We start from the raw sequence: 19,176 nt of genomic DNA, 5'->3' as shown, positions 1-19,176 counted from the left end.
GTAAATGCAATTTAGAATTTAACGTTTAAGTTGAAACCAATGCTACGGCTGGCAGGCATACCATACGATTCAAAGCCTTGTGCATTGCCGGTGTTGAAAGATGATTCGGGGTCAACCAAAGGAACCTTGTCATAAATGTTCCATAAGTTGCGACCTACTACTGACAGTGAAAGAGCAGACATACCCAGCTTCTTTATCCATTTCTGTGGAAAGCTATAACCGAGTGACACTTCGCGCAATTTGACATAAGAAGCATCATAAACAAACTCTTCGGTGATGCCGGCCACTGCCATATAATAGGTCATGGCATCTACAGCTATATCGTTCGGAGTGACGCCGTCTTCTTTTACTCCTTGTCCGATAGCACCGTCTTCACGTCCCGGCAATGTTTTGGCATGGCGGCCGAAACTGTACATGTGGGCATTGGTCATAGAGAAGATATCTCCGCCTATTTTGGCATCAATCAGGAAGCTTAGTGTCACGTCTTTATAGGTGAAGCTGTTACTGAAGCCCAAGGTGTAGGGGGCTACACTTTCTCCCAGCTTTTGGATACCGCCTTGCATAGGCAGGCCGTCTTTGTACATGATTTCGCCTTTGTCGTTGCGTTTATAGGCAACGCCTTTAATGATACCGTAAGGTTGTCCCACCTGGTGATAGATATAAGCAGGACCGCAATTATCGCCATCATGTCCGGTACGGGCTGTTTCGAGGATGAATTCGTCTACTTCATCAGTGATTTTCTTTACCTCACTCTTATTGTAGGAAAAGTTGAAAGAGGAATTCCAAGTGAAGTCTTTTGTTTTAACGGGAACTCCGGTCAGTAACAGTTCTATACCATGATTGTTCACCTTACCGGCATTGATGCGTACTTTACTGTAACCAGATGTAGAGGAGATTCCGGCATCTACAATGTCGTCTTTGGTGTTACGCACATAGTAGGTAAAGTCGATGCCGATTCGGTTATTTAAGAAGCGCGCTTCAAAACCTCCTTCGTAAGAGATGGATGTTAACGGTTTCAGGTCAAGATAAGGAATTGTGCCCGAATTGATGGAACCGATAGGATATTTACCATTATATTTTTGGTTGAAACCATAAGTCAGACCAAGGTTATAGGCACCGACGGAACCACCTGATTGCGCCCATGAACCGCGTAATTTGAAATAAGGTATCCATTCGGGCATTTTCACGGCTTCGCTGACTATAAATCCTACGCCGACTGACGGATAGAATATGTGATTCGGAGTGGTTTTGCCTTTGTAAGATAAGGTAGAAAACCAGTCATTGCGTCCGGTCAAAGTAAGGTAAAGCATACTTTTATAAGAGAATTCGGCTTGTCCGAACAGCGAATTGATGTAACTTTCAGAACGAGAATGTCCGGCGGAAGTAGTGCCGGTATTGCCGATTACATTGAATCCCGGTTGAATGAACCCTTCACCGTAGCCACTGAGGGAGTTGTACCATGTTCCCATAGTGTTCCAACCCACAAAAGCGTCTACACTGAACAGATTGTCTTTAAAGGTATTGGTATATCCGGCAATAGCCTCGACATTGAATTCGCCATTGTAAGTAGAACTGTTCGAGATTGAACCTTCGGGAGTGGTAGCTGTTCCCCACGGAGTAACACTTTCGCTACGGCGATTAATCATATCGCCACCGCCACGAGCGCGTAAATACCAGTTGGGAGTAAAGTTATATTGTGCTTCTACAGATCCGATAACACGGTCTTTGCTATCCTTTTGACTGCGGTCATAGGCAATGAAATAGGGATTGCCAATGAATGTTTGTGACGTGGGAAGAAATTCGGTTCCGTCATCGTTTACACGTTTTTCCAAGTCCCTTACATCAACATTGGCCGGTAACATATAAAGTGTGGCATTGGCGTTCATGGTAATGTCACCTAGTCCGGGACGGTTCTTCGCGCGTTCACGCACATACATGACATTAGCTTTGATTGTAAATTTCTCACTGAGTTTGGAATTGACACTCATGGTAATGTTGTTACGCTCCAGTTTGGAATTGGGCATCAGGTCATGGTAACGTTGGTCGCCTGCGGCAATACGGAACTGAACTTTATCCGTACCACCCGATACAGCTATATTATTAGTCAACGCCCAAGCATCCTGATAGAAGTTCTTAAAGTTATTTTTTCCTGCAGCTACATAAGGGCGGCGGATACCGTCGAATTGCATTACATCCGATCCGTCTAATTTACCGCCGAAAGAGAGCATGCCCATTTGTGAAGCGAGCATCGGTGCAATCTTGTCTACCAGCGTGGGAATCATGGATTCGGGTAAACCCATTGATTCAGCCTGTTGGACTGCGGTGTAATAGGCCATTGTTTCAGGACTCATGCCTCTGGCTCCCGTACCGTATTCCCATTGTAAATCGTCGTTCTTAAAAGTCAGTTGGTCATTGAGATAAGAGAGGTTATATTCTACCTTGATGCGTCCCACATTTCCTCGTTTGGTCGTGATGACAATCGCACCGTTGGCAGCGCGTGAACCATATAGTGCGGCTGCAGTACCTCCTTTCAGTATAGACATGCTTTCGATATCTTCGCTGTTAATGGAAGAAATACCGTCACCGCCGTCATTACCGCCCCACTGTCCGGCTTGACCGTAGTTACTGTTATCCATTGGTATACCGTCGATGACATAGAGAGGTTGGTTGGAACCGTTTAAAGAGCCGTTACCACGGATAACGATACGGCTGGAACCCATCACACCCGAAGCGGGTTTGGAGACATTGACACCGGCTACTTTTCCGGCAAGCCCGGTTGCCAGGTTAGCTACTTTAACGCGGTTCATATCGTCACCTTTCACTTCGGTAACGGAGTAGGCTAGCGCTTTTTTCTCTTTTTTGATACCCAAAGCGGTTACTACTACTTCATCTACAGCAATAGAAGTTTCATTCATTGTGATTCTCATTGGCTTGTTGCTTACTTTCTGCTGTGCCGATTGGTAGCCTATATATGAAATAATCAGTGTCTTGCCGGTTTCGGTAGGCAGGTTGAACTCACCATTGATATCAGTAATGGTTCCGGTGGTAGCTCCTTTGACTTGTACGGTAGCACCGATAATGGCTTCTCCATTCTCGTCGGTCACGGTTCCATGTGCATTTACCGGAATGTTTTTTTGACTTTCCTCTTTTATCTGAGGAGTGCTGACAGAGATGGTTTTATTTTTTCTGTTGAAACACAGTTTCGTTTGTACCGTGATTTTATCCAACACGCTTTGAAGCGTGGCATTTGTCACTTGAATAGTAACCAGCGGAACATTGTTCACTGTTTCTTGGTCATAGAAAAATTTCAGACCGGTTTGCTTACTTATCTGGTTGAATACATTTTCTACAGATTCGCTTTGTGCTTTCAGCGTGATGTTGTTTTCTTTTTGTGCTTGCACAAGCATAGGCATCAATGACAGGCATACGAATAGTAAAAAAGCTAAAAATGAATGGCTATTTTTACCTATTCCTTTATGAGTCGGAATAATATTCATAAATTTGTGCGTTTTAATGATTTAAGACTTAAGTTGTTAAGACACAGGAAACCAATTTGTCTGAGGTCGAAACAGCAAATAGTTTCCGGGATATAAAGTAGGGGTATCCGGCCGGGAAACTCCTACTTTTTTATGAGCTAAGCAGATGATAACATAAGCATATTGTTTAGATTTATAAGGTTAAACATTCGGTTATTTGTATAAGATGATTCTATCTCCTTCTTTTCTGTTTTTCACTCCACTGATATAGCGAATAGATTCGAGTACGGATTCCAGACTTTGGTTATCATGTTCGCCTGAGATTAGATTGTTGAATTCTTGGTCTTCTGCAAAACTAATCCGACAATTGTACATCCGTTCCAATTCTCGGGCAACATCCCGAATAGGGGTGTGATTAAACCTCAGGCTGCCTTTTATCCAAACAGCAACTTCCTTTTCCTCATTCTTTTTATTGTATTCGCCTGATAAGGTATTGATTAATACCTGCTCTTGTGCCGTGAGTCTCATCATGGCTTCCGGCAGGTCTACTTGCACCTTTCCGCTTTTTACGTCCACCGATACAATTTCGTCTTGCCGATAAGCTTTTACATCAAATTGAGTTCCCAATACACGGACATTGAAATTACATGTACTGACGATGAACGGCATTTTTTCATTATGGGCTATTTCAAAGTAGGCTTCTCCATCCAGTTCTACTGTACGGGTTTTGCCTATGAATTTATTGGGGTATCGGAGGGAAGAACAAGAATTGAGTACGATACGGCTGCCATCCGGTAGAGTGAGCTGTTTTTTCTCTCCGAAAGTGGTGCCGGCTTGGGTGAAAACAATACTCTTCTTTTCGATATAGCGGGAATAGTGGATACTTCCGAATATGAGACACAATAAGGCGGCAATACTTGCTATTGCATAAGTAATGTGGCGGAAATGGAATCGTTTGTGGTGTTCCAACTTCTGGAGTAACCGGTATGCTTCTTTTTTGTATGTATCATGCTCGGTGTCCGTATTTTGGCGGTGGAGAGAAGATTCTTCCCATATATTGGAAGCCAGTTCGTTCAACAGCTCTTTGTTTTCATCACGACGCAGGCTGTCGAGTAGTTCGGCTGCTTCTTCCTGAACATACATATCGTCCAGATAACGACGTAGTTTTTGTTTTTCTTCTTTATGGTCTTTCATCTTCTTTATGGGATGGGGCTGTTTATTTTCCCCTCACATAAGTAATACACAAATATGAGGGAGTACTAGGGTATGTTTAACTTTTATTATAGATTCATGCAAATCAGGATGAGCAGTAAATCGGCATAAGTATCGGAGTATTTGGTTAAATAAGTACGAATGGTATGTAAAGCTAGAGAGATGTGTTCTTGTACAGTATGAATGGAGATGCCAAGTTTGTCGGCAATTTCCTTGTGTGACAATAATTCCTCACGACTCATTCTGAAGATTTCCTGTTGGCGGGGAGTAAGAGACTCAAAAGCCTTTTGGATGATGTTTTTCAGGTCACCTGACAAGATGTTGTTTTTAGTATCGTCGCTATAATCTATTGCTTGCGAAAGGATACTTTCTTTCAGTGTATCTTCTTTTTCCATATCTCGAATTTGATTGAGGATGCGGTTGCGCATGATAGTATACAGATAGGAGGAAAAAGAGGCATTGGGATTAATGAAGCGGCGTCCTTGCCAAATGACAGTGAAGGCATCCTGAAAAATATCTTCGGCAAAATCTCTTGATTTTACGAATCTCATGGCGAAATAAAGCAGGCGGTTTTTATAAGTGGCATAGAGTTCACAAAAAGCGTCTTCATCTCCATCTATCAGACGGAGAACTATTTCGCGTTCATTTATAGGAGTGTCTGTGTTATTCATAAATCTTTTGTTGTTTGTCATTTGGTTAATATCATTTTATGGAAAAGGAGTTATACCACCTTTTGTCCGTTTTGCAGAATGAGCATTTCTTTTGGAATAGCAGCTTTAATCTTATCTACAAGCATGGAAAGTATGGCATGGCGTACAAAATCTATTTTTGTAATGATATAAATTTGTCGGGTAGGCTGCGGGATGGCAAAAGGGCGGACCAGCTTCTTCTGCTCCTCATTCAGTTGCAATACCGCCAGACCGGGGATGAAAGTCATACCTTTTCCACTCTCTACCATGCGCATGAAGGTTTCCATGCTTCCCAGTTTGTAGGCTATCTGACAGGATTGTGCGGACTTTAACTGACAGAAACGCATTAGCTGGTCTCTGAAACAGTGTCCTTCGTCCAGCAACCAAAGCTTTTCTCCGCTTATTTCAGAAGAACGAATCATTTCTTTCTTATAAGCTGATTCTTTTGGAGAGACATATCCGAAGAAAGATTCATAATAAAGAGGAGTGGAGATGAAATCTTTTTCTTCGGCGGGGCCGGCAATGATGGCAGCTTCCACGCCTCCAGCTTGAAGGGCAGCAAGGCAGTTAGGGGTTTTCATTTCGATTACCCGGATATCCAGCAAAGGATAGGTTTCCATTACCTCGGGAAAGAAACGGGGCAGAAGGTAGGGGGCAATTGTCGGGAGGACGGCGATGCGGAAAATACCATTCAAAGATTGCTCTTCTTCTTTTACCAAGTCTTTGATAAGCGAGGTTTGATGTAGGGCAATCCGTGCCTGTGCAATGACTTTCTTGCCGACCGTCGTGGGCTGTACCGGTTGTGCACTGCGGTCGAATATCTTGATATTCAGTTCATCTTCCAACTTTTGTATCATTGCGCTCAAGGTAGGTTGTGTTACATTACAATGTTCGGCAGCCTTGGCAAAATGACGAAGTTCGTCCACGGCAAGTATGTATTCCAGTTGTTGTAGGTTCATAGGCTTTGGGCTTGATAGATTTTGTCTATACAAAGATAGAAATTATCAGTTTGACACGCATTACTTTCTCCTTTATCTTTGCATCAGAGAAAAAGAAAAATAGTAATCAATTTAAAAACATAGAATTATGAAAACATTAGATTATATCAAATTAGATTCAGCAGCCGCTGCAAAGGTAGTAGATTCATTGCAACAATTATTGGCAGACTATCAGGTGTTTTATGCTAATCTGCGTGGATTTCATTGGAATATCAAGGGACACGGTTTCTTTGTATTGCATAGCAAGTTCGAAGAGTTATACAACAATGCTGCCGATAAAGTAGACGAGCTGGCAGAACGTATCCTGATGTTGGGAGGTGTGCCGAAGAATAAGTATAGTGACTATTTGAAAATGTCGAATATAAAAGAGGTAGAGGGTGTTTCATCCGGCGACGAAGCGTTGAACAACATTCTTGAGACTTACAGTCATTTTATTGTTGAAGAACGTAAAGTACTCGCTATTGCATCACAGGCAGGCGACGAAGCTACTGTAGCTGTCATGAGTGATTACTTGAAAGAACAGGAAAAGATGGTTTGGATGTTGGTAGCCTATGCTTCAAAGTAGTCGGTTTGCTTTAGTTTAGGATGGAGGAGTATCGGTGGAAGGCCGATGCTCCTTTCTTTTTATATTTCCTTTCGTTTTTTATCTCATTTCGGTTTCGTCTCAGAATATTATGTTATCTTTGTGAAAAATTACTCACTTTGATGTGTCTTAGGCTTTGTCTGACAATTCTATTTGTTTTATGTTGCTGCTGCGGCAAAGGGCAAAATGAAGTTGCTGTGGAAAACGACAGCATATTGATGACCTATTATAAAAAGTGTAAGGCGAATCTGGATTCTCCCATTGTTTTGGATATGTGTGATACTCTGTTTGTGCGGAGCGAGAAAGCGGGTAACAGACGGTTGATGGCTATTGCAAAATGTTTGAAACTGGATTATTATTACTACAAGAACGATGAGCAGAATATTCTGGAAAGTGTAAAGGAGGTAAAGCAAATCAGTCGGAAGTACAATCAACTGAAATATTACTATTTTGCATGGGGAAGCCGTCTGGTAATCTACTATATTAAACAAAATAAAGCCAATATCGCTCTGTATGAAGTAAAGAAAATGCTTCAGGAAGCCCAGAAAGATAACTATATGCGGGGAATTGTGGAGTGTTACCGTTGTATGGCGAATATTTATCTGACGCAGGACAATTATCAATTAGCTTATGATAACTTTAAAAAGACAATAGCGATAACAGAGGAAAATAATATTGCAGATATCAATCTTCCGTCTTATTATGCTTCGTTTGCTCAGTCGGCTGTAGACTTGAAACGATGGGATGAGGCAAAAGAGGCTTTGGAAAAGGGGCTCTCTTTGGCGCAGACGGATTACCAGGCTTTTACGACCCGTAAGGCGTATGCGCTCTATTATATAAAGAAGGGGCAGTTGAATGAGGCCTGGAAATATATACAGGACATTGAAAAGTTGTTCATGCAGAATAAAGATATGGCTACATACCTTATAGGGCTTTATTATCTGAAGGAAACGTATTATAGTGCTGCCGGACAATATAGTGAGGCGTTGAAGATGGTGGATGTAATGATGAATGACTCGACTCCCAGCCGTTCTAAATATATGGATTATAAATTGGTAAGGGAACAGGGAAATATTTATTGGGAGATGGGAGACAAGGTGAAGGCTGCTCAGTTTTACTATGATTACATTGAGGCTACGGATTCTGTCCGTACAAAAGAATTGCAGAATTCTGCGGCTGAGTTTTCTTCTATTTTAGAGTTGGAACAGTTGAAGAATGAAAAGAATGAGCTTCAGTTAAGTGTTCAGAAAGATCAGTTGCATACCGTTTATTTGGTTTTGATATTCGCTGTCGTATTTTGGGTAATGAGCGGGATTCTATTCTTTCGGATTTATAAACTCAATAAACGTTTGAAAGCATCGAAACTTATTGTCAACAAACAGAATAAGGACTTAAAGGTTTTTGCTGAGGAGCTAATGAAGGCCAAAGAACGGGCTGAATATGCGAGCATGATGAAAACGGCTTTTATCCAGAACATGTCTCATGAGATTCGAACACCGTTGAATTCTATAGTGGGATTCTCTCAACTATTGGTGGATATATATCAGGATAATCCGGAGACAAAAGAGTTTGTTTCGATTATTGAAGTCAATAGCGACAACTTGTTGAGACTGATTAATGATGTGCTTGATATCTCTTTTCTCGACCAATCTGAAGAGGTGCCTTATGATAAGGTGGAAGATATCAATATAAGTTGTCTGTCGGGGATGGAAGCTATCCGGACTTTGGTGCGGGAGGGAGTGGAATTGGAGTTTCGTCCTTCTGTAGAGAGGTGCTTGATTAAAACCAATCCGGGCAGGGTCTCACAAATATTGATTCATCTTTTGCAGAATGCGGCTAAATTTACCGATAACGGTTCTATTGTTTTAGACTATGAACTAAAAAGGGACGAGCGGAAAATTATTTATCGTGTTACGGATACAGGGAAAGGTATTCCGGCGGATAAGCAGGAGTATGTTTTCGAACGCTTCACTAAATTGGACGACTTTACTCAGGGGACAGGCCTGGGGCTTCCTATCTGCCGGCTGATTGCTGAAAAGTTAGGTGGAACACTGGTCATTGATAAAGGCTATACAGTGGGATGTCGTTTTATCCTGACTCTCCCACTGATTGAGGTTTAAATTTTCTCTCCTTCTTTGGTCTTGCGTTGCACGATGCGTGCTCCGGCAGGAACATTTTCAGTCACCCATATATTTCCTCCTACGGTTGCGCCTTTACCTATGGTTACGCGTCCCAAAATGGTAGCATTGGAATAAACAATTACGTCATCTTCTAAAATAGGATGGCGGGGAATACCTTTGATAGGATTGCCATTGTCGTCCAATGGGAAACTTTTTGCTCCCAGAGTGACCCCTTGATAGAGTTTTACGTTATTGCCGATGATGCTGGTTGCACCAATCACTACGCCTGTTCCGTGGTCAATTGTGAAATGATGTCCAATCTTTGCTCCCGGATGGATATCTATTCCCGTTTCCGAGTGTGCCATTTCGGTGATGAACCGGGGAATCAGGGGCACACCTAACACCAGCAATTCATGTGCTATCCGGTAGTTGCTGATGGCACGAATGGCAGGGTAGCAACTAATGATTTCACCGAAACAAGTAGCGGCAGGGTCTCCGTAATAGGCTGCTTCTACATCGGTAGCCAGAACGCGGCGCATTTCGGGCAGCTTGCTTATAAAACGGGCGGCAAGCAATGCTGATGTTTCCCGACACGGTTCATTGTTGCCGGTCTTATCATTGTTATTATTGTCCTGTCCGAAACACAGGCCGGCTTGTATCTGGTCTGTCAACAGGTCGAACAGGTTTTCTACATTTACCCCTATATGATAGGTAATGGTATGGCTGTTGATAGTGGAATTACCAAAATATCCGGGGAAGAGGATGGAACGGGCTAACTCTACAATCTTGTATAGTGATTTAGCCGAAGGCAGAGGGTCTCCGTCTCTGTGTTGATGGAACAGTCCTTTATAGGATTGGCTGTCGGAGAGCTCGTCTACTGCTTGGGTCAATATGCCGGTATAGTCGAATGAAGTCATATCTATCATGGTTAATAAGGACAAAAGTAAAGAAATTCTATATCATTGCCAATAAATAGAAGGAATATTGGGTTTTATAGTTTATTTTTGCAGAAAAAAGAAGATGTTTTATGGCAAATAAGAAGAATCCTTTCGCCGGTAAGGTTAAGCAAGGGAATAAAAAAAAGTCAGGTGGCAAACGAATTGGGAAGTCAAAACCGGATAAAGCGAATAATCAGTTGAACAGACGGGTGAAATGAGTGTTTGCCTTGGTGTGGAAGGAAGCTTTCGTTTCTTATGGGGTTGTGTCAAAACGTGGATAATGCTGTCGTTTCGTTCGTAGGGGCGAGGTTCGCTCGCCCGAAAACAGTTTACTTTGTGTCTTCGGGCAGGCAAACCCTGCCCCTACAGCTGACGATGGGATAGGCCGGTTTAGTTTTGACACACTCCCACAGTAAACTTTCTTATTTCTCCACCAATGCAAAGTCCAGCTGTTTCTTTTCCAGATTGGCGCGTGCCACTTTAATAGTGATAGTGTCTCCCAAACTGAACTTCTTATGATGACGTCTTCCTATTAAGCAATAGTTTTTCTCGTCAAAGTCATAATAATCATCGCCTAAATCGCGCATGGGTACCATACCTTCACATTTGTTTTCATTGATTTCTACATAAAGTCCCCATTCGGTTACTCCGGAAATGACACCGTCGAACTCCATGCCCAAACGTTCGCTCATAAACTCCACTTGTTTATACTTCACCGAAGCGCGTTCTGCATTTGATGCAATTTGTTCCATTTCGGAACTATGGTCGCATAAATCTTCGTACTTATCCTTTTGTGCCGTTCGCCCTCCTGCCAGATAGCGTGTAAGCAAGCGGTGTACCATCATATCCGGAAAACGGCGGATGGGAGAGGTAAAGTGGGTATAGAAATCAAAAGCCAATCCATAATGGCCTATGTTAACCGTGGAATAACGTGCTTTCTGCATGGCACGCAAAGAAACAGTCTCTATCAGATTCTGTTCTTTCTTGTCCTTGATATCATCCAACAGGCGGTTGATGGATTTGGAAACTTCTGATTTTGAACCCGAAGTGCGTATCTTATAACCAAAGCGGTTAATAAACCAATTCAGATTCTCCAGTTTGTCGGGGTCGGGAAGGTCGTGGATACGATAGGGGAATACTTTTGCTTTTTTATTCTTGGGCACTTTGCCGATTGTTTCAGCTACAGTGCGGTTGGCCAGAAGCATAAACTCTTCAATCAGCTTGTTGGCTTCCTTGGATTCCTTGAAATAGACGCTTAAAGGCTTTCCTGTTTCATCAATCTCAAATTTTACTTCAATGCGGTCGAAATCGATAGCGCCCGCAGCCAATCGCTGTTTGCGAAGGATTTGAGCTAACTTGTTCAACTCCAGAATCTCTTCCTTATAATCGCCTTCACCTGTTTCGATGACTTGTTGCGCTTCCTCATAGGTGAAACGGCGGTCGCTCTTAATCACGGTATGTTTGATACGCGAGTCCTTCACTTCACCTTTTTCGTTCATATCGAAAATAACGGAGAATGCCAGTTTCTCTTCGTCGGGACGGAGAGAGCAGATAAAGTTACACAGACGTTCGGGCAACATCGGAATGGTGCGGTCTACCAAGTAAACGGAAGTGGCACGTTTTTCGGCTTCTTTATCTATGGTACCTCCTTCTTTTACATAATGTGTAACGTCGGCAATATGTACTCCGACCTCCCACAGTCCCGGTTTGATAAGTCGGATGGAAAGAGCATCGTCAAAGTCTTTTGCATCCTTGGGGTCGATGGTGAAGGTAGTTACGGCCCGGAAATCCTCCCGTTCGGCATAGTCGGCCTCTGTTATCTCAGCCGGAATCTTTTCGGCGGCGGCTTCCACATTCTTGGGATATACATACGGTAGTCCGTATTCCGCTAAAATGGCATGCATTTCAGTGGTGTTTTCTCCTGCCTTGCCCAAGATGTCAATGACTTGCCCGATAGGGTTTTTGGCTTCTTTCGGCCATTCTATTATCTTTACGACAGCTTTATCGCCACTTTTTCCGCCTTTTAATTTATCTTTGGGGATGAAAATGTCATTTGCCAGCGTGCGGTTTTCGGTTACAAGGAAAGCATAGAATTTGTCTACTTTCAGTGTTCCGACAAACGTATCGTTGGCCCGTTCGATGATTTCAATTACTTCTCCTTCCGGATTACGGTTCTTGCGTTTTGCAAACAAGGCGATTTTTACTTTGTCGTTGTTCATGGCGTGTGCCGAGTTTCGTTCGGCTATAAAGATGGTCTCTCCTCCGTCCTCCGGAATGAAAGAGTTCTTACCATTACTTTTACGCTGAAAAATACCCGTCATAATCAGTCCGTGGTCGTTCAGTTTATATTGCCCTTTTTCAACTTCTTGTAAAAAATCATCTTCTGTCATTTCGAGGAGGATGTCGGCGCAAAGCATTTTAAGAGGATGAGTAGTTAAGTTTAACCCGCTTGAGAGCTGTTTGAGGCTGAATGTTTCATTCGGCTTGGCATGGAAGTAGCTTATGAGGCGTTCTGCCAGTTCACTCTTTTTCATGCGTTTCCCTGCTTTTTTTTCTTTCTTTTTAGCCATAGATGGGTATTTTAATGTATTATGTGTCACAAAGTAAACAAAATAATTGGAATGGTGGTTCAATAGATGCATTAAATTTGGTTGAATATGGGCGAAACGTGCTATCTTTGTCCGTTCAAAAATAACGATTATGACTGAACTTGAGAAAAGAGCCAGAGAAAAAGGAATCTATAAGGTCACTTTATGGGGCAGTTTTGTTAATTTCTTGCTGGTTATTTTTAAATTTCTGGCCGGGATAGCAGGGCATAGTGCTGCTATGATGGCGGATGCCGTCCATTCTCTTTCCGACTTCATAACGGATGTGGTGGTCATCCTATTTGTGCGTATTTCCAATAAGCCTCAGGATAAGGGGCATGACTACGGACACGGCAAGTATGAGACTTTGGCTACCGCTTTGATTGGAATGGCACTTTTGGGAGTAGGTTGCGGTATCTTGTGGAATGGCGCCGGCGAAATTCTGGCCTTTATGAGCGGAGAACAGTTGCGTGCGCCCGGAATGCTTGCACTGATTGCGGCTCTTGTCTCTATCCTGCTGAAGGAGATATTGTATCAATACACGGTCCGTATGGGCAGAAAGTACAACTCTCAAGCGGTGATAGCCAATGCATGGCATCATCGGAGCGATGCATTGTCTTCTATCGGCACGGCTGCAGGTATTGGCGGAGCTATCCTGCTCGGACCCCATTGGGTGGTGCTCGACCCTATTGCCGCTGTGATAGTTAGTTTCTTTATAATGAAAGTGTCTGTCAAGCTCCTGATACCTTGTATTGATGAACTGCTGGAAAAATCATTGCCCGAAAGTGTGGAGCACGAGATAGAGCAGACAGTCTTGTCTTTCGACGGAGTAACAGAGCCTCATCATTTGCGCACACGGCGTATCGGGAATAATTATGCCATAGAGATTCATGTCCGTATGAATGGTGATATATCATTATACAAAGCACATGAGACGGCCACGGCAATCGAACGGAAATTGAAAGAAAAATATGGGGAAGATACTCATGTGGGTATCCATGTGGAACCGGTGAAATAAAATGTGATAAGGAATAATGGAAAAAAGAATATTGGTAACCGGAGCAAGCGGGTTTATCGGCAGTTTTCTGGTGGAAGGCGGTTTGGAAAGAGGTATGCAGGTATGGGCGGGCATGCGCAAAAGCAGCAGCCGCAAGTACTTGAAAGATTCTCGTATCCGGTTTGCCGAACTGGACTTTGCCCGTCCCGGAAGATTGGTAGAGCAATTGGCGGTTCATAAACAAGCACATGGGGGGTGGGACTACATCATTCATTGTGCCGGTGTGACTAAATGTCGTCACAAAGAAGAGTTTGACAAAGGGAATTATGTTTATACCCGCAATTTCGTAGAGGCGCTGCAAACATTGGATATGGTTCCCGAACAATTTATCTATATCAGTTCGCTTAGTATCTTCGGGCCTATACGTGAAGAGAATTATACCCCCATCAATGAACATGATGCGGCGATGCCCAATACGGCTTATGGAGTCAGTAAACTGAAGTCGGAACATTATCTGCAATCATTGGGTGATTTCCCGGTCGTGATTTTCCGGCCGACCGGTGTCTACGGGCCTCGCGAGAAAGATTATTTCCTGATGGCCAAATCAATCAAGCAGCACGTAGACTTTGCCGCCGGCTTCAAACGTCAGGATCTTACCTTTATCTATGTGAAGGACTTGGTGCAGGCAGTCTATCTGGCTATAGAGCATAAAGTGAAGCACCGTGCCTATTTTGTAAGTGACGGAAATGTATATTCCAGCCGTGCTTTCTCCGATTTAATACAAAAAGAGCTTGGTAATCCGTGGGTTATACACTTTAAATGTCCGCTATTTATTTTAAAAGTTGTATCTTTGCTCGCTGAATTTTCAGCGCGTTGCCTGGGGAAGGTAAGTACGCTGAATCGTGATAAATATAAAATAATGAAACAACGCAACTGGCAATGCGACATCACTCCATTGACGGATGAATTGGGATATCGTCCCGAGTATCCGTTAGAAAGGGGAGTAAAAGAGATTATTGCCTGGTATAAGAAAGAAGGATGGCTTTAAATTTATTCAAACGTGTAGACAGTGTAAAAGGATTGTTTGCCGTAGAGAGTATCAGTTTGATATATAATGCTCTCACTACGATTATGGTTTTGATATTGTGGCCGCGCATGGATCACCCCGGCACAATGCTTCTGGAACGTGCAGGTATTGTGGTTATTACTTTTGCATTGATATATCTATATCACAAATATCCTTGCAAGTTATCCGCATTTACGCGTATGGCTGTGCAAATGGCATTTTTGGCTTATTGGTATCCCGATACCTTTGAGTTCAACCGTTTATTCCCGAATCTGGATAATTTCTTTGCTTCTGCAGAACAATTCCTGTTCCGTTGCCAGCCGTCGGTGGAGTTCAGTGAGCTTTGTCCGTCCATGTGGTTCAGTGAGCCCTTTAATTTGGGCTATTTCGCTTATTACCCGATGATTGCGATAGTGACAATCTATTATTTCCTTTTCCGTTTTGAATGGTTTGAGAAGGCGTCTTTTGTATTGGTTACCTCATTTTTCATTTATTATCTTATTTATATATTGGTTCCTGTGGCCGGTCCGCAGTTTTACTTTCCTGCTATCGGCATGGATAATGTGATGGCGCAACATTTTCCGGCGATTGGAGATTATTTCAATCACAATGATATTTTGTTGCCCGGTCCCGGTTTCGACCATGGTTTCTTTTATAATCTTGTAGAGGCTTCTCAGGAAGTGGGTGAACGTCCTACCGCAGCTTTCCCCAGTTCGCATGTCGGCATTTCCACTATTATCATGATTATGGCCTATCGGGTAAATAAGAAGTTATGCTATTTCCTGGCACCCTTTTATGTGCTTCTTTGCTGTGCCACGGTTTATATTCAGGCGCATTATTTGATAGATGTGATTGCCGGTTGGGTTTCTGCTGTTTGTATTTATATTGCGGCCACGTGGATGTATAAACGATGGTTTGCCTCGGTGGTGTTCCAATTGGTGGCCAGATAGAACCGGATGGATAGAAGAGTAAGCGGTTTCTTGCTGTCGGCTAAGGCTTTTTAAGCGGAAGATTATTACGGACTTCGGCAACGGACTGTACAGTCCACCGTAGCAGACTGTACGGTCCATTGTAGTAGACTGTACAGTCCACTGCCGAAGACTGTAGTAGCCCGACTGATAGAAAGGCTTAACCTAAAGGGCGAAAATGCTTACTCGGACTAATGCCCGGAGCTAATTAATTGAAAAAAAATGGGCAAAGGCTGCAACGTTTGCCCAACTAGATACGTCTTATATATAAAACGATAATATTATGAAAAAATTAGTATCTATTTTTATGCTATTTGCCTTGGCGTTAGTATCTACAACAGTATGGGCAGAATCTTTAGGTGAAAGAATAAGAGCAAGTAAGAACAATGTGACAAAGGAAGTGCGTGTGGGGCGTTTTGATGCGGTCTGTCTGAATGGAAGCAGCGAGATTGTTTATACCCAAACTTCCGGCAAGCAGAAATTGGAACTCTCTGTTCCGGATAACTTGCAGGACATTGTGCAAGTGTATGTAAAAGACCATACGCTGTTTCTTGAGTTAAAGAAGGGATATTCCGTTTCATTTGAGAATGGTACCAGACTGGAACTTCGTGTAGCTGCCCCTATGGTGAAAAATGTTGTGGTCAACGGTTCGGGTGATATTATTTTCAAGAATGGGGTTGACGTGAATGATGCCATTAACTGGACAGTGAATGGCAGTGGTGACATTGACGCCGACAAGGTGAAATGTCGTAAGATGAATGTCGCTGTCAACGGTTCGGGTGATGTTACTTTAGGTTATGTTTCGGGAGAGGAAATGAGCATGGCTGTCAATGGTTCGGGTGATATTGCCGTGAAGGGCATTTCGGTCGATAGAGTGAGTAGTGCTGTCAACGGTTCGGGTGATGTAACTGTAAAAGGCATTTCGGCTGATGAAGTGAATGGTACGGTCAACGGTTCGGGCGATGTTACGTTATCGGGCAAGTGTACGAAAGCTAATTATTCGTTAAGCGGTTCCGGTGACATTACAGGTTCTGCATTGAAAGCGAAACAAGTTACTGCTTATACGTCTCCGCGTAGTACCGGTGACATTTCGTGCTATGCTTCCGAAAAGATAATCATTAATAAGGAAGGCAAGAACAGCGATGTGTCTTACAGCGGAAACCCCCGTACTGTGGAAAAGAACAGCACGAAGGGCAAGCGTCATCGTCGTTCCAATGATGATTAAAGGGTATAGTTGCCTTTTATATAGTCAAGGATACTGAAAAGCTCCTTGACTGTTTCGGCGCGAAGCATGGCGATACGCGTTTCCTTAAAGTTAGGAATTCCTTTAAACATGGGTGATGCAGCCAAATGGCGGCGTACATGCAATATACCGCGGCGTTCGTCCAACAGATTGACGCTGTCCAGCACTTCCTGGCGGAGGACATCCATTTTCCAGTCGAAAGACAGAGGTGGAAGTTCTTCGCCGGTTTCTATATAATGCTTCACTTCTTTGAATATCCAGGGGCGTCCGAAACTGGCACGTCCAATCATGATGGCATCTACTCCATAAAGGTCAAAACACTCTTTGGCACGTTGCGGTGTGGTCACGTCTCCATTGCCGATGATAGGAATATGTATACGCGGGTTCTTCTTTACTTCGCCTATCAACGTCCAATCGGCTTCACCGGTATACATCTGTGCGCGTGTACGTCCGTGGATGGTTAATGCTTCGATGCCGCAATCTTGCAGTTGCTCGGCCAGGCTGACAATGATTTTATGGTCGTTGTCCCATCCCAAGCGTGTCTTTACGGTGACGGGAATCTTTACCGCATCCACAACGGCGCGGGTAATTTCCAGCATCAGAGGGATGTTCTGCAACATTCCGGCGCCTGCTCCTTTGCCTGCGACGCGCTTGACGGGACAGCCAAAGTTAATGTCCAGAATGTCAGGGTGTGCTTCTTCCACTATTTTGGCCGCCTCTACCATTGTCTCGGTATCTTTTCCATAAATCTGAATGGCTACGGGGCGTTCTTCGTCATTGATGTTCAGCTTCTGCATGGTTTTTCCTACCGAGCGTATCAGGGCATCGCTTGATACGAACTCGGTATATACCATGTCGGCACCAAACTTTTTGCACATCAAGCGGAAGGCAGGGTCGGTCACATCCTCCATCGGAGCTAATAAAACAGGGTGTTCCCCCAAGTCTATATGGCGTATTTTCATATTCTAACAGTTATTTGGCTGCAAAAATACGGAAAAAAGCCTACCTTTGCACACACATAATCAAAAGAATAATGAAACCTTCTATAAAAGACTTTGAAATAATGGCTCCTGTCGGCTCGCGTGAGTCGTTGGCTGCCGCTATACAGGCAGGTGCGGACTCCATTTATTTTGGCATTGAAAGCCTGAATATGCGTGCCCGGTCTGCCAATACATTTACTATTAATGACTTGCGCGAGATTGCGCAAATCTGTGATGAGCATGCCATCAAGAGTTATCTGACCATCAATACTATTATTTATGATGAGGATATTGCCTTGATGCGTACAATTGTGGAGGCTGCAAAAGAAGCCGGAATCAGTGCTGTGATTGCTGCCGATGTTGCGGTGATGGCTTATTGTAATGAGATTGGGCAGGAGGTGCATCTCTCCACTCAGTTGAATATCAGCAATGCAGAGGCTCTGAAATTCTATGCCCGCTTTGCCGATGTGGTGGTGCTGGCACGTGAATTGAATCTGAAACAGGTGAAAGTGATTTATGATACTATCCAGAACGAACAGATAAAAGGGCCGAAAGGCGAGCTGGTCCGGATAGAAATGTTCTGCCACGGAGCGTTATGCATGGCTGTGTCGGGCAAGTGCTATCTCAGTCTGCATGAGATGAATGCGTCTGCCAATCGTGGTGCTTGCATGCAGATTTGCCGTCGTGCATACGAAGTGAAGGATAAAGAAAGTGATATAGAGTTGGAAGTGGACAATAAATATATCATGTCTCCCAAAGATTTGAAGACCATTCATTTCATGGATGAAATGATTGAGGCCGGTGTGCGTGTGTTCAAGATTGAAGGGCGTGCCCGCGGGCCTGAGTATGTACGCACGGTAGTGGAATGTTATAAAGATGCTATCCGTTCGTATTTGGAAAGTACGTTTACGGAAGAAAAGAAATTGGGGTGGGATGAACGTTTGAAAACTGTCTTTAACCGCGGATTCTGGAACGGTTATTATCTGGGACAGCGATTGGGCGAGTGGAGCAGGAATTATGGTTCCGAAGCAACTGAACGTAAAGTGTATGTGGGAAAAGGCATTAAATACTTCTCTAATATCGGTGTGGCTGAGTTTCTGGTGGAGGCGGCCGAAATGAAGGTAGGTGACAAGCTGTTGATAACAGGGCCTACCACGGGTGCCGTGTTCTTCACACCGGATGAGGCGCGGGTTGATTTGAAGCCGGTAGATGTGGTGCGGAAAGGCCAGCATGTTTCATTTAAAGTTCCCGAAAAGATACGCCCCAGCGACAAACTTTATAAGTTGGTATCTCCTCAGGAGCTAAAAAACAAATAAGATAA

At 43.5% G+C, this 19,176-nt stretch carries 15 protein-coding genes; 8 read left to right on the top strand and 7 right to left on the bottom strand.

Annotated features, from left to right (window positions below; genetic code table 11):
* Positions 1–11 precede the first annotated feature (11 nt).
* The 4 genes from IR173_RS10765 to IR173_RS10750 form a co-directional block, all read right to left on the bottom strand.
* Positions 12–3,497 (bottom strand): SusC/RagA family TonB-linked outer membrane protein, encoded by a 3,486-nt coding sequence (locus tag IR173_RS10765; protein ID WP_237039602.1) that lies wholly within the window; start codon positions 3,495–3,497, stop codon positions 12–14.
* Between the two features lie 192 nt (positions 3,498–3,689).
* The gene (locus IR173_RS10760) at positions 3,690–4,670 is read right to left on the bottom strand and encodes a FecR family protein (RefSeq protein ID WP_237039601.1); all 981 of its coding nucleotides are present in this window, start codon (positions 4,668–4,670) and stop codon (positions 3,690–3,692) included.
* 86 nt (positions 4,671–4,756) lie between these two features.
* Positions 4,757–5,359 (bottom strand): RNA polymerase sigma-70 factor, encoded by a 603-nt coding sequence (locus IR173_RS10755; protein ID WP_237039600.1) that lies wholly within the window; start codon positions 5,357–5,359, stop codon positions 4,757–4,759.
* Positions 5,360–5,409: 50 nt separating this feature from the next.
* A complete protein-coding gene (locus tag IR173_RS10750; RefSeq protein WP_237039599.1) occupies positions 5,410–6,336 on the bottom strand; it encodes a hydrogen peroxide-inducible genes activator in 927 nt (308 codons plus the stop codon).
* A 127-nt stretch (positions 6,337–6,463) separates the two neighbouring features.
* Between IR173_RS10750 and IR173_RS10745 the strand changes: the two genes are divergently transcribed.
* Both IR173_RS10745 and IR173_RS10740 read left to right on the top strand, forming a co-directional pair.
* The gene (locus IR173_RS10745; protein ID WP_237039598.1) at positions 6,464–6,940 is read left to right on the top strand and encodes a Dps family protein; all 477 of its coding nucleotides are present in this window, start codon (positions 6,464–6,466) and stop codon (positions 6,938–6,940) included.
* A 215-nt stretch (positions 6,941–7,155) separates the two neighbouring features.
* Positions 7,156–9,078: an ATP-binding protein gene (locus IR173_RS10740; protein WP_237039597.1), complete on the top strand. Its 1,923-nt coding sequence runs from the start codon at positions 7,156–7,158 to the stop codon at positions 9,076–9,078.
* Here the strand turns inward: IR173_RS10740 and IR173_RS10735 are convergent.
* Positions 9,075–9,995, bottom strand: coding sequence for a serine O-acetyltransferase (locus tag IR173_RS10735; RefSeq protein WP_237039627.1), 921 nt, complete (start codon positions 9,993–9,995; stop codon positions 9,075–9,077). The two genes, IR173_RS10740 and IR173_RS10735, sit on opposite strands and share 4 nt — an antisense overlap.
* Positions 9,996–10,105: 110 nt before the next feature.
* On the opposite strand from IR173_RS10735, the gene IR173_RS18080 reads away from it, so the two are divergent.
* On the top strand, positions 10,106–10,234 hold the full coding sequence (locus tag IR173_RS18080; RefSeq protein ID WP_262914294.1) for a hypothetical protein: 129 nt from the start codon (positions 10,106–10,108) through the stop codon (positions 10,232–10,234).
* A 204-nt stretch (positions 10,235–10,438) separates the two neighbouring features.
* On the opposite strand, the gene rnr is transcribed toward IR173_RS18080, so the two are convergent.
* Positions 10,439–12,586: a ribonuclease R gene (gene rnr / locus IR173_RS10730; protein ID WP_237039596.1), complete on the bottom strand. Its 2,148-nt coding sequence runs from the start codon at positions 12,584–12,586 to the stop codon at positions 10,439–10,441.
* Between the two features lie 130 nt (positions 12,587–12,716).
* Here rnr and IR173_RS10725 point away from each other — a divergent pair, with 130 nt between their 5' ends.
* The 4 genes from IR173_RS10725 to IR173_RS10710 all read left to right on the top strand — a co-directional run bounded on the left by IR173_RS10725 (position 12,717) and on the right by IR173_RS10710 (position 16,857).
* A complete protein-coding gene (locus tag IR173_RS10725) occupies positions 12,717–13,619 on the top strand; it encodes a cation diffusion facilitator family transporter (protein ID WP_237039595.1) in 903 nt (300 codons plus the stop codon).
* 16 nt (positions 13,620–13,635) lie between these two features.
* Positions 13,636–14,646: an NAD-dependent epimerase/dehydratase family protein gene (locus IR173_RS10720; RefSeq protein ID WP_237039594.1), complete on the top strand. Its 1,011-nt coding sequence runs from the start codon at positions 13,636–13,638 to the stop codon at positions 14,644–14,646.
* Positions 14,637–15,614 (top strand): phosphatase PAP2 family protein, encoded by a 978-nt coding sequence (locus IR173_RS10715; RefSeq protein WP_237039593.1) that lies wholly within the window; start codon positions 14,637–14,639, stop codon positions 15,612–15,614. The genes IR173_RS10720 and IR173_RS10715 overlap by 10 nt, the downstream gene beginning before the upstream one ends.
* Before the next feature lie 301 nt (positions 15,615–15,915).
* Positions 15,916–16,857 carry a GIN domain-containing protein gene (locus IR173_RS10710; RefSeq protein ID WP_237039592.1) on the top strand — a complete coding sequence of 314 codons (942 nt, stop codon included), beginning with the start codon at positions 15,916–15,918 and terminating at the stop codon, positions 16,855–16,857.
* Here IR173_RS10710 and dusB read toward each other — a convergent pair.
* Positions 16,854–17,837, bottom strand: coding sequence for a tRNA dihydrouridine synthase DusB (gene dusB / locus IR173_RS10705; protein ID WP_237039591.1), 984 nt, complete (start codon positions 17,835–17,837; stop codon positions 16,854–16,856). The genes IR173_RS10710 and dusB overlap by 4 nt on opposite strands.
* 71 nt (positions 17,838–17,908) lie before the next feature.
* Here dusB and IR173_RS10700 point away from each other — a divergent pair, with 71 nt between their 5' ends.
* Positions 17,909–19,171, top strand: coding sequence for a peptidase U32 family protein (locus tag IR173_RS10700; protein WP_237039590.1), 1,263 nt, complete (start codon positions 17,909–17,911; stop codon positions 19,169–19,171).
* Positions 19,172–19,176: the final 5 nt, after the last annotated feature.

The organism is Phocaeicola faecalis (assembly GCF_021730445.1).
In the GTDB taxonomy this organism is placed as follows: Bacteria; Bacteroidota; Bacteroidia; order Bacteroidales; family Bacteroidaceae; genus Phocaeicola; species Phocaeicola faecalis.
Note: the sequence above shows the minus strand (reverse complement) of the source record. Positions and strands in the feature narration are given on the sequence as shown.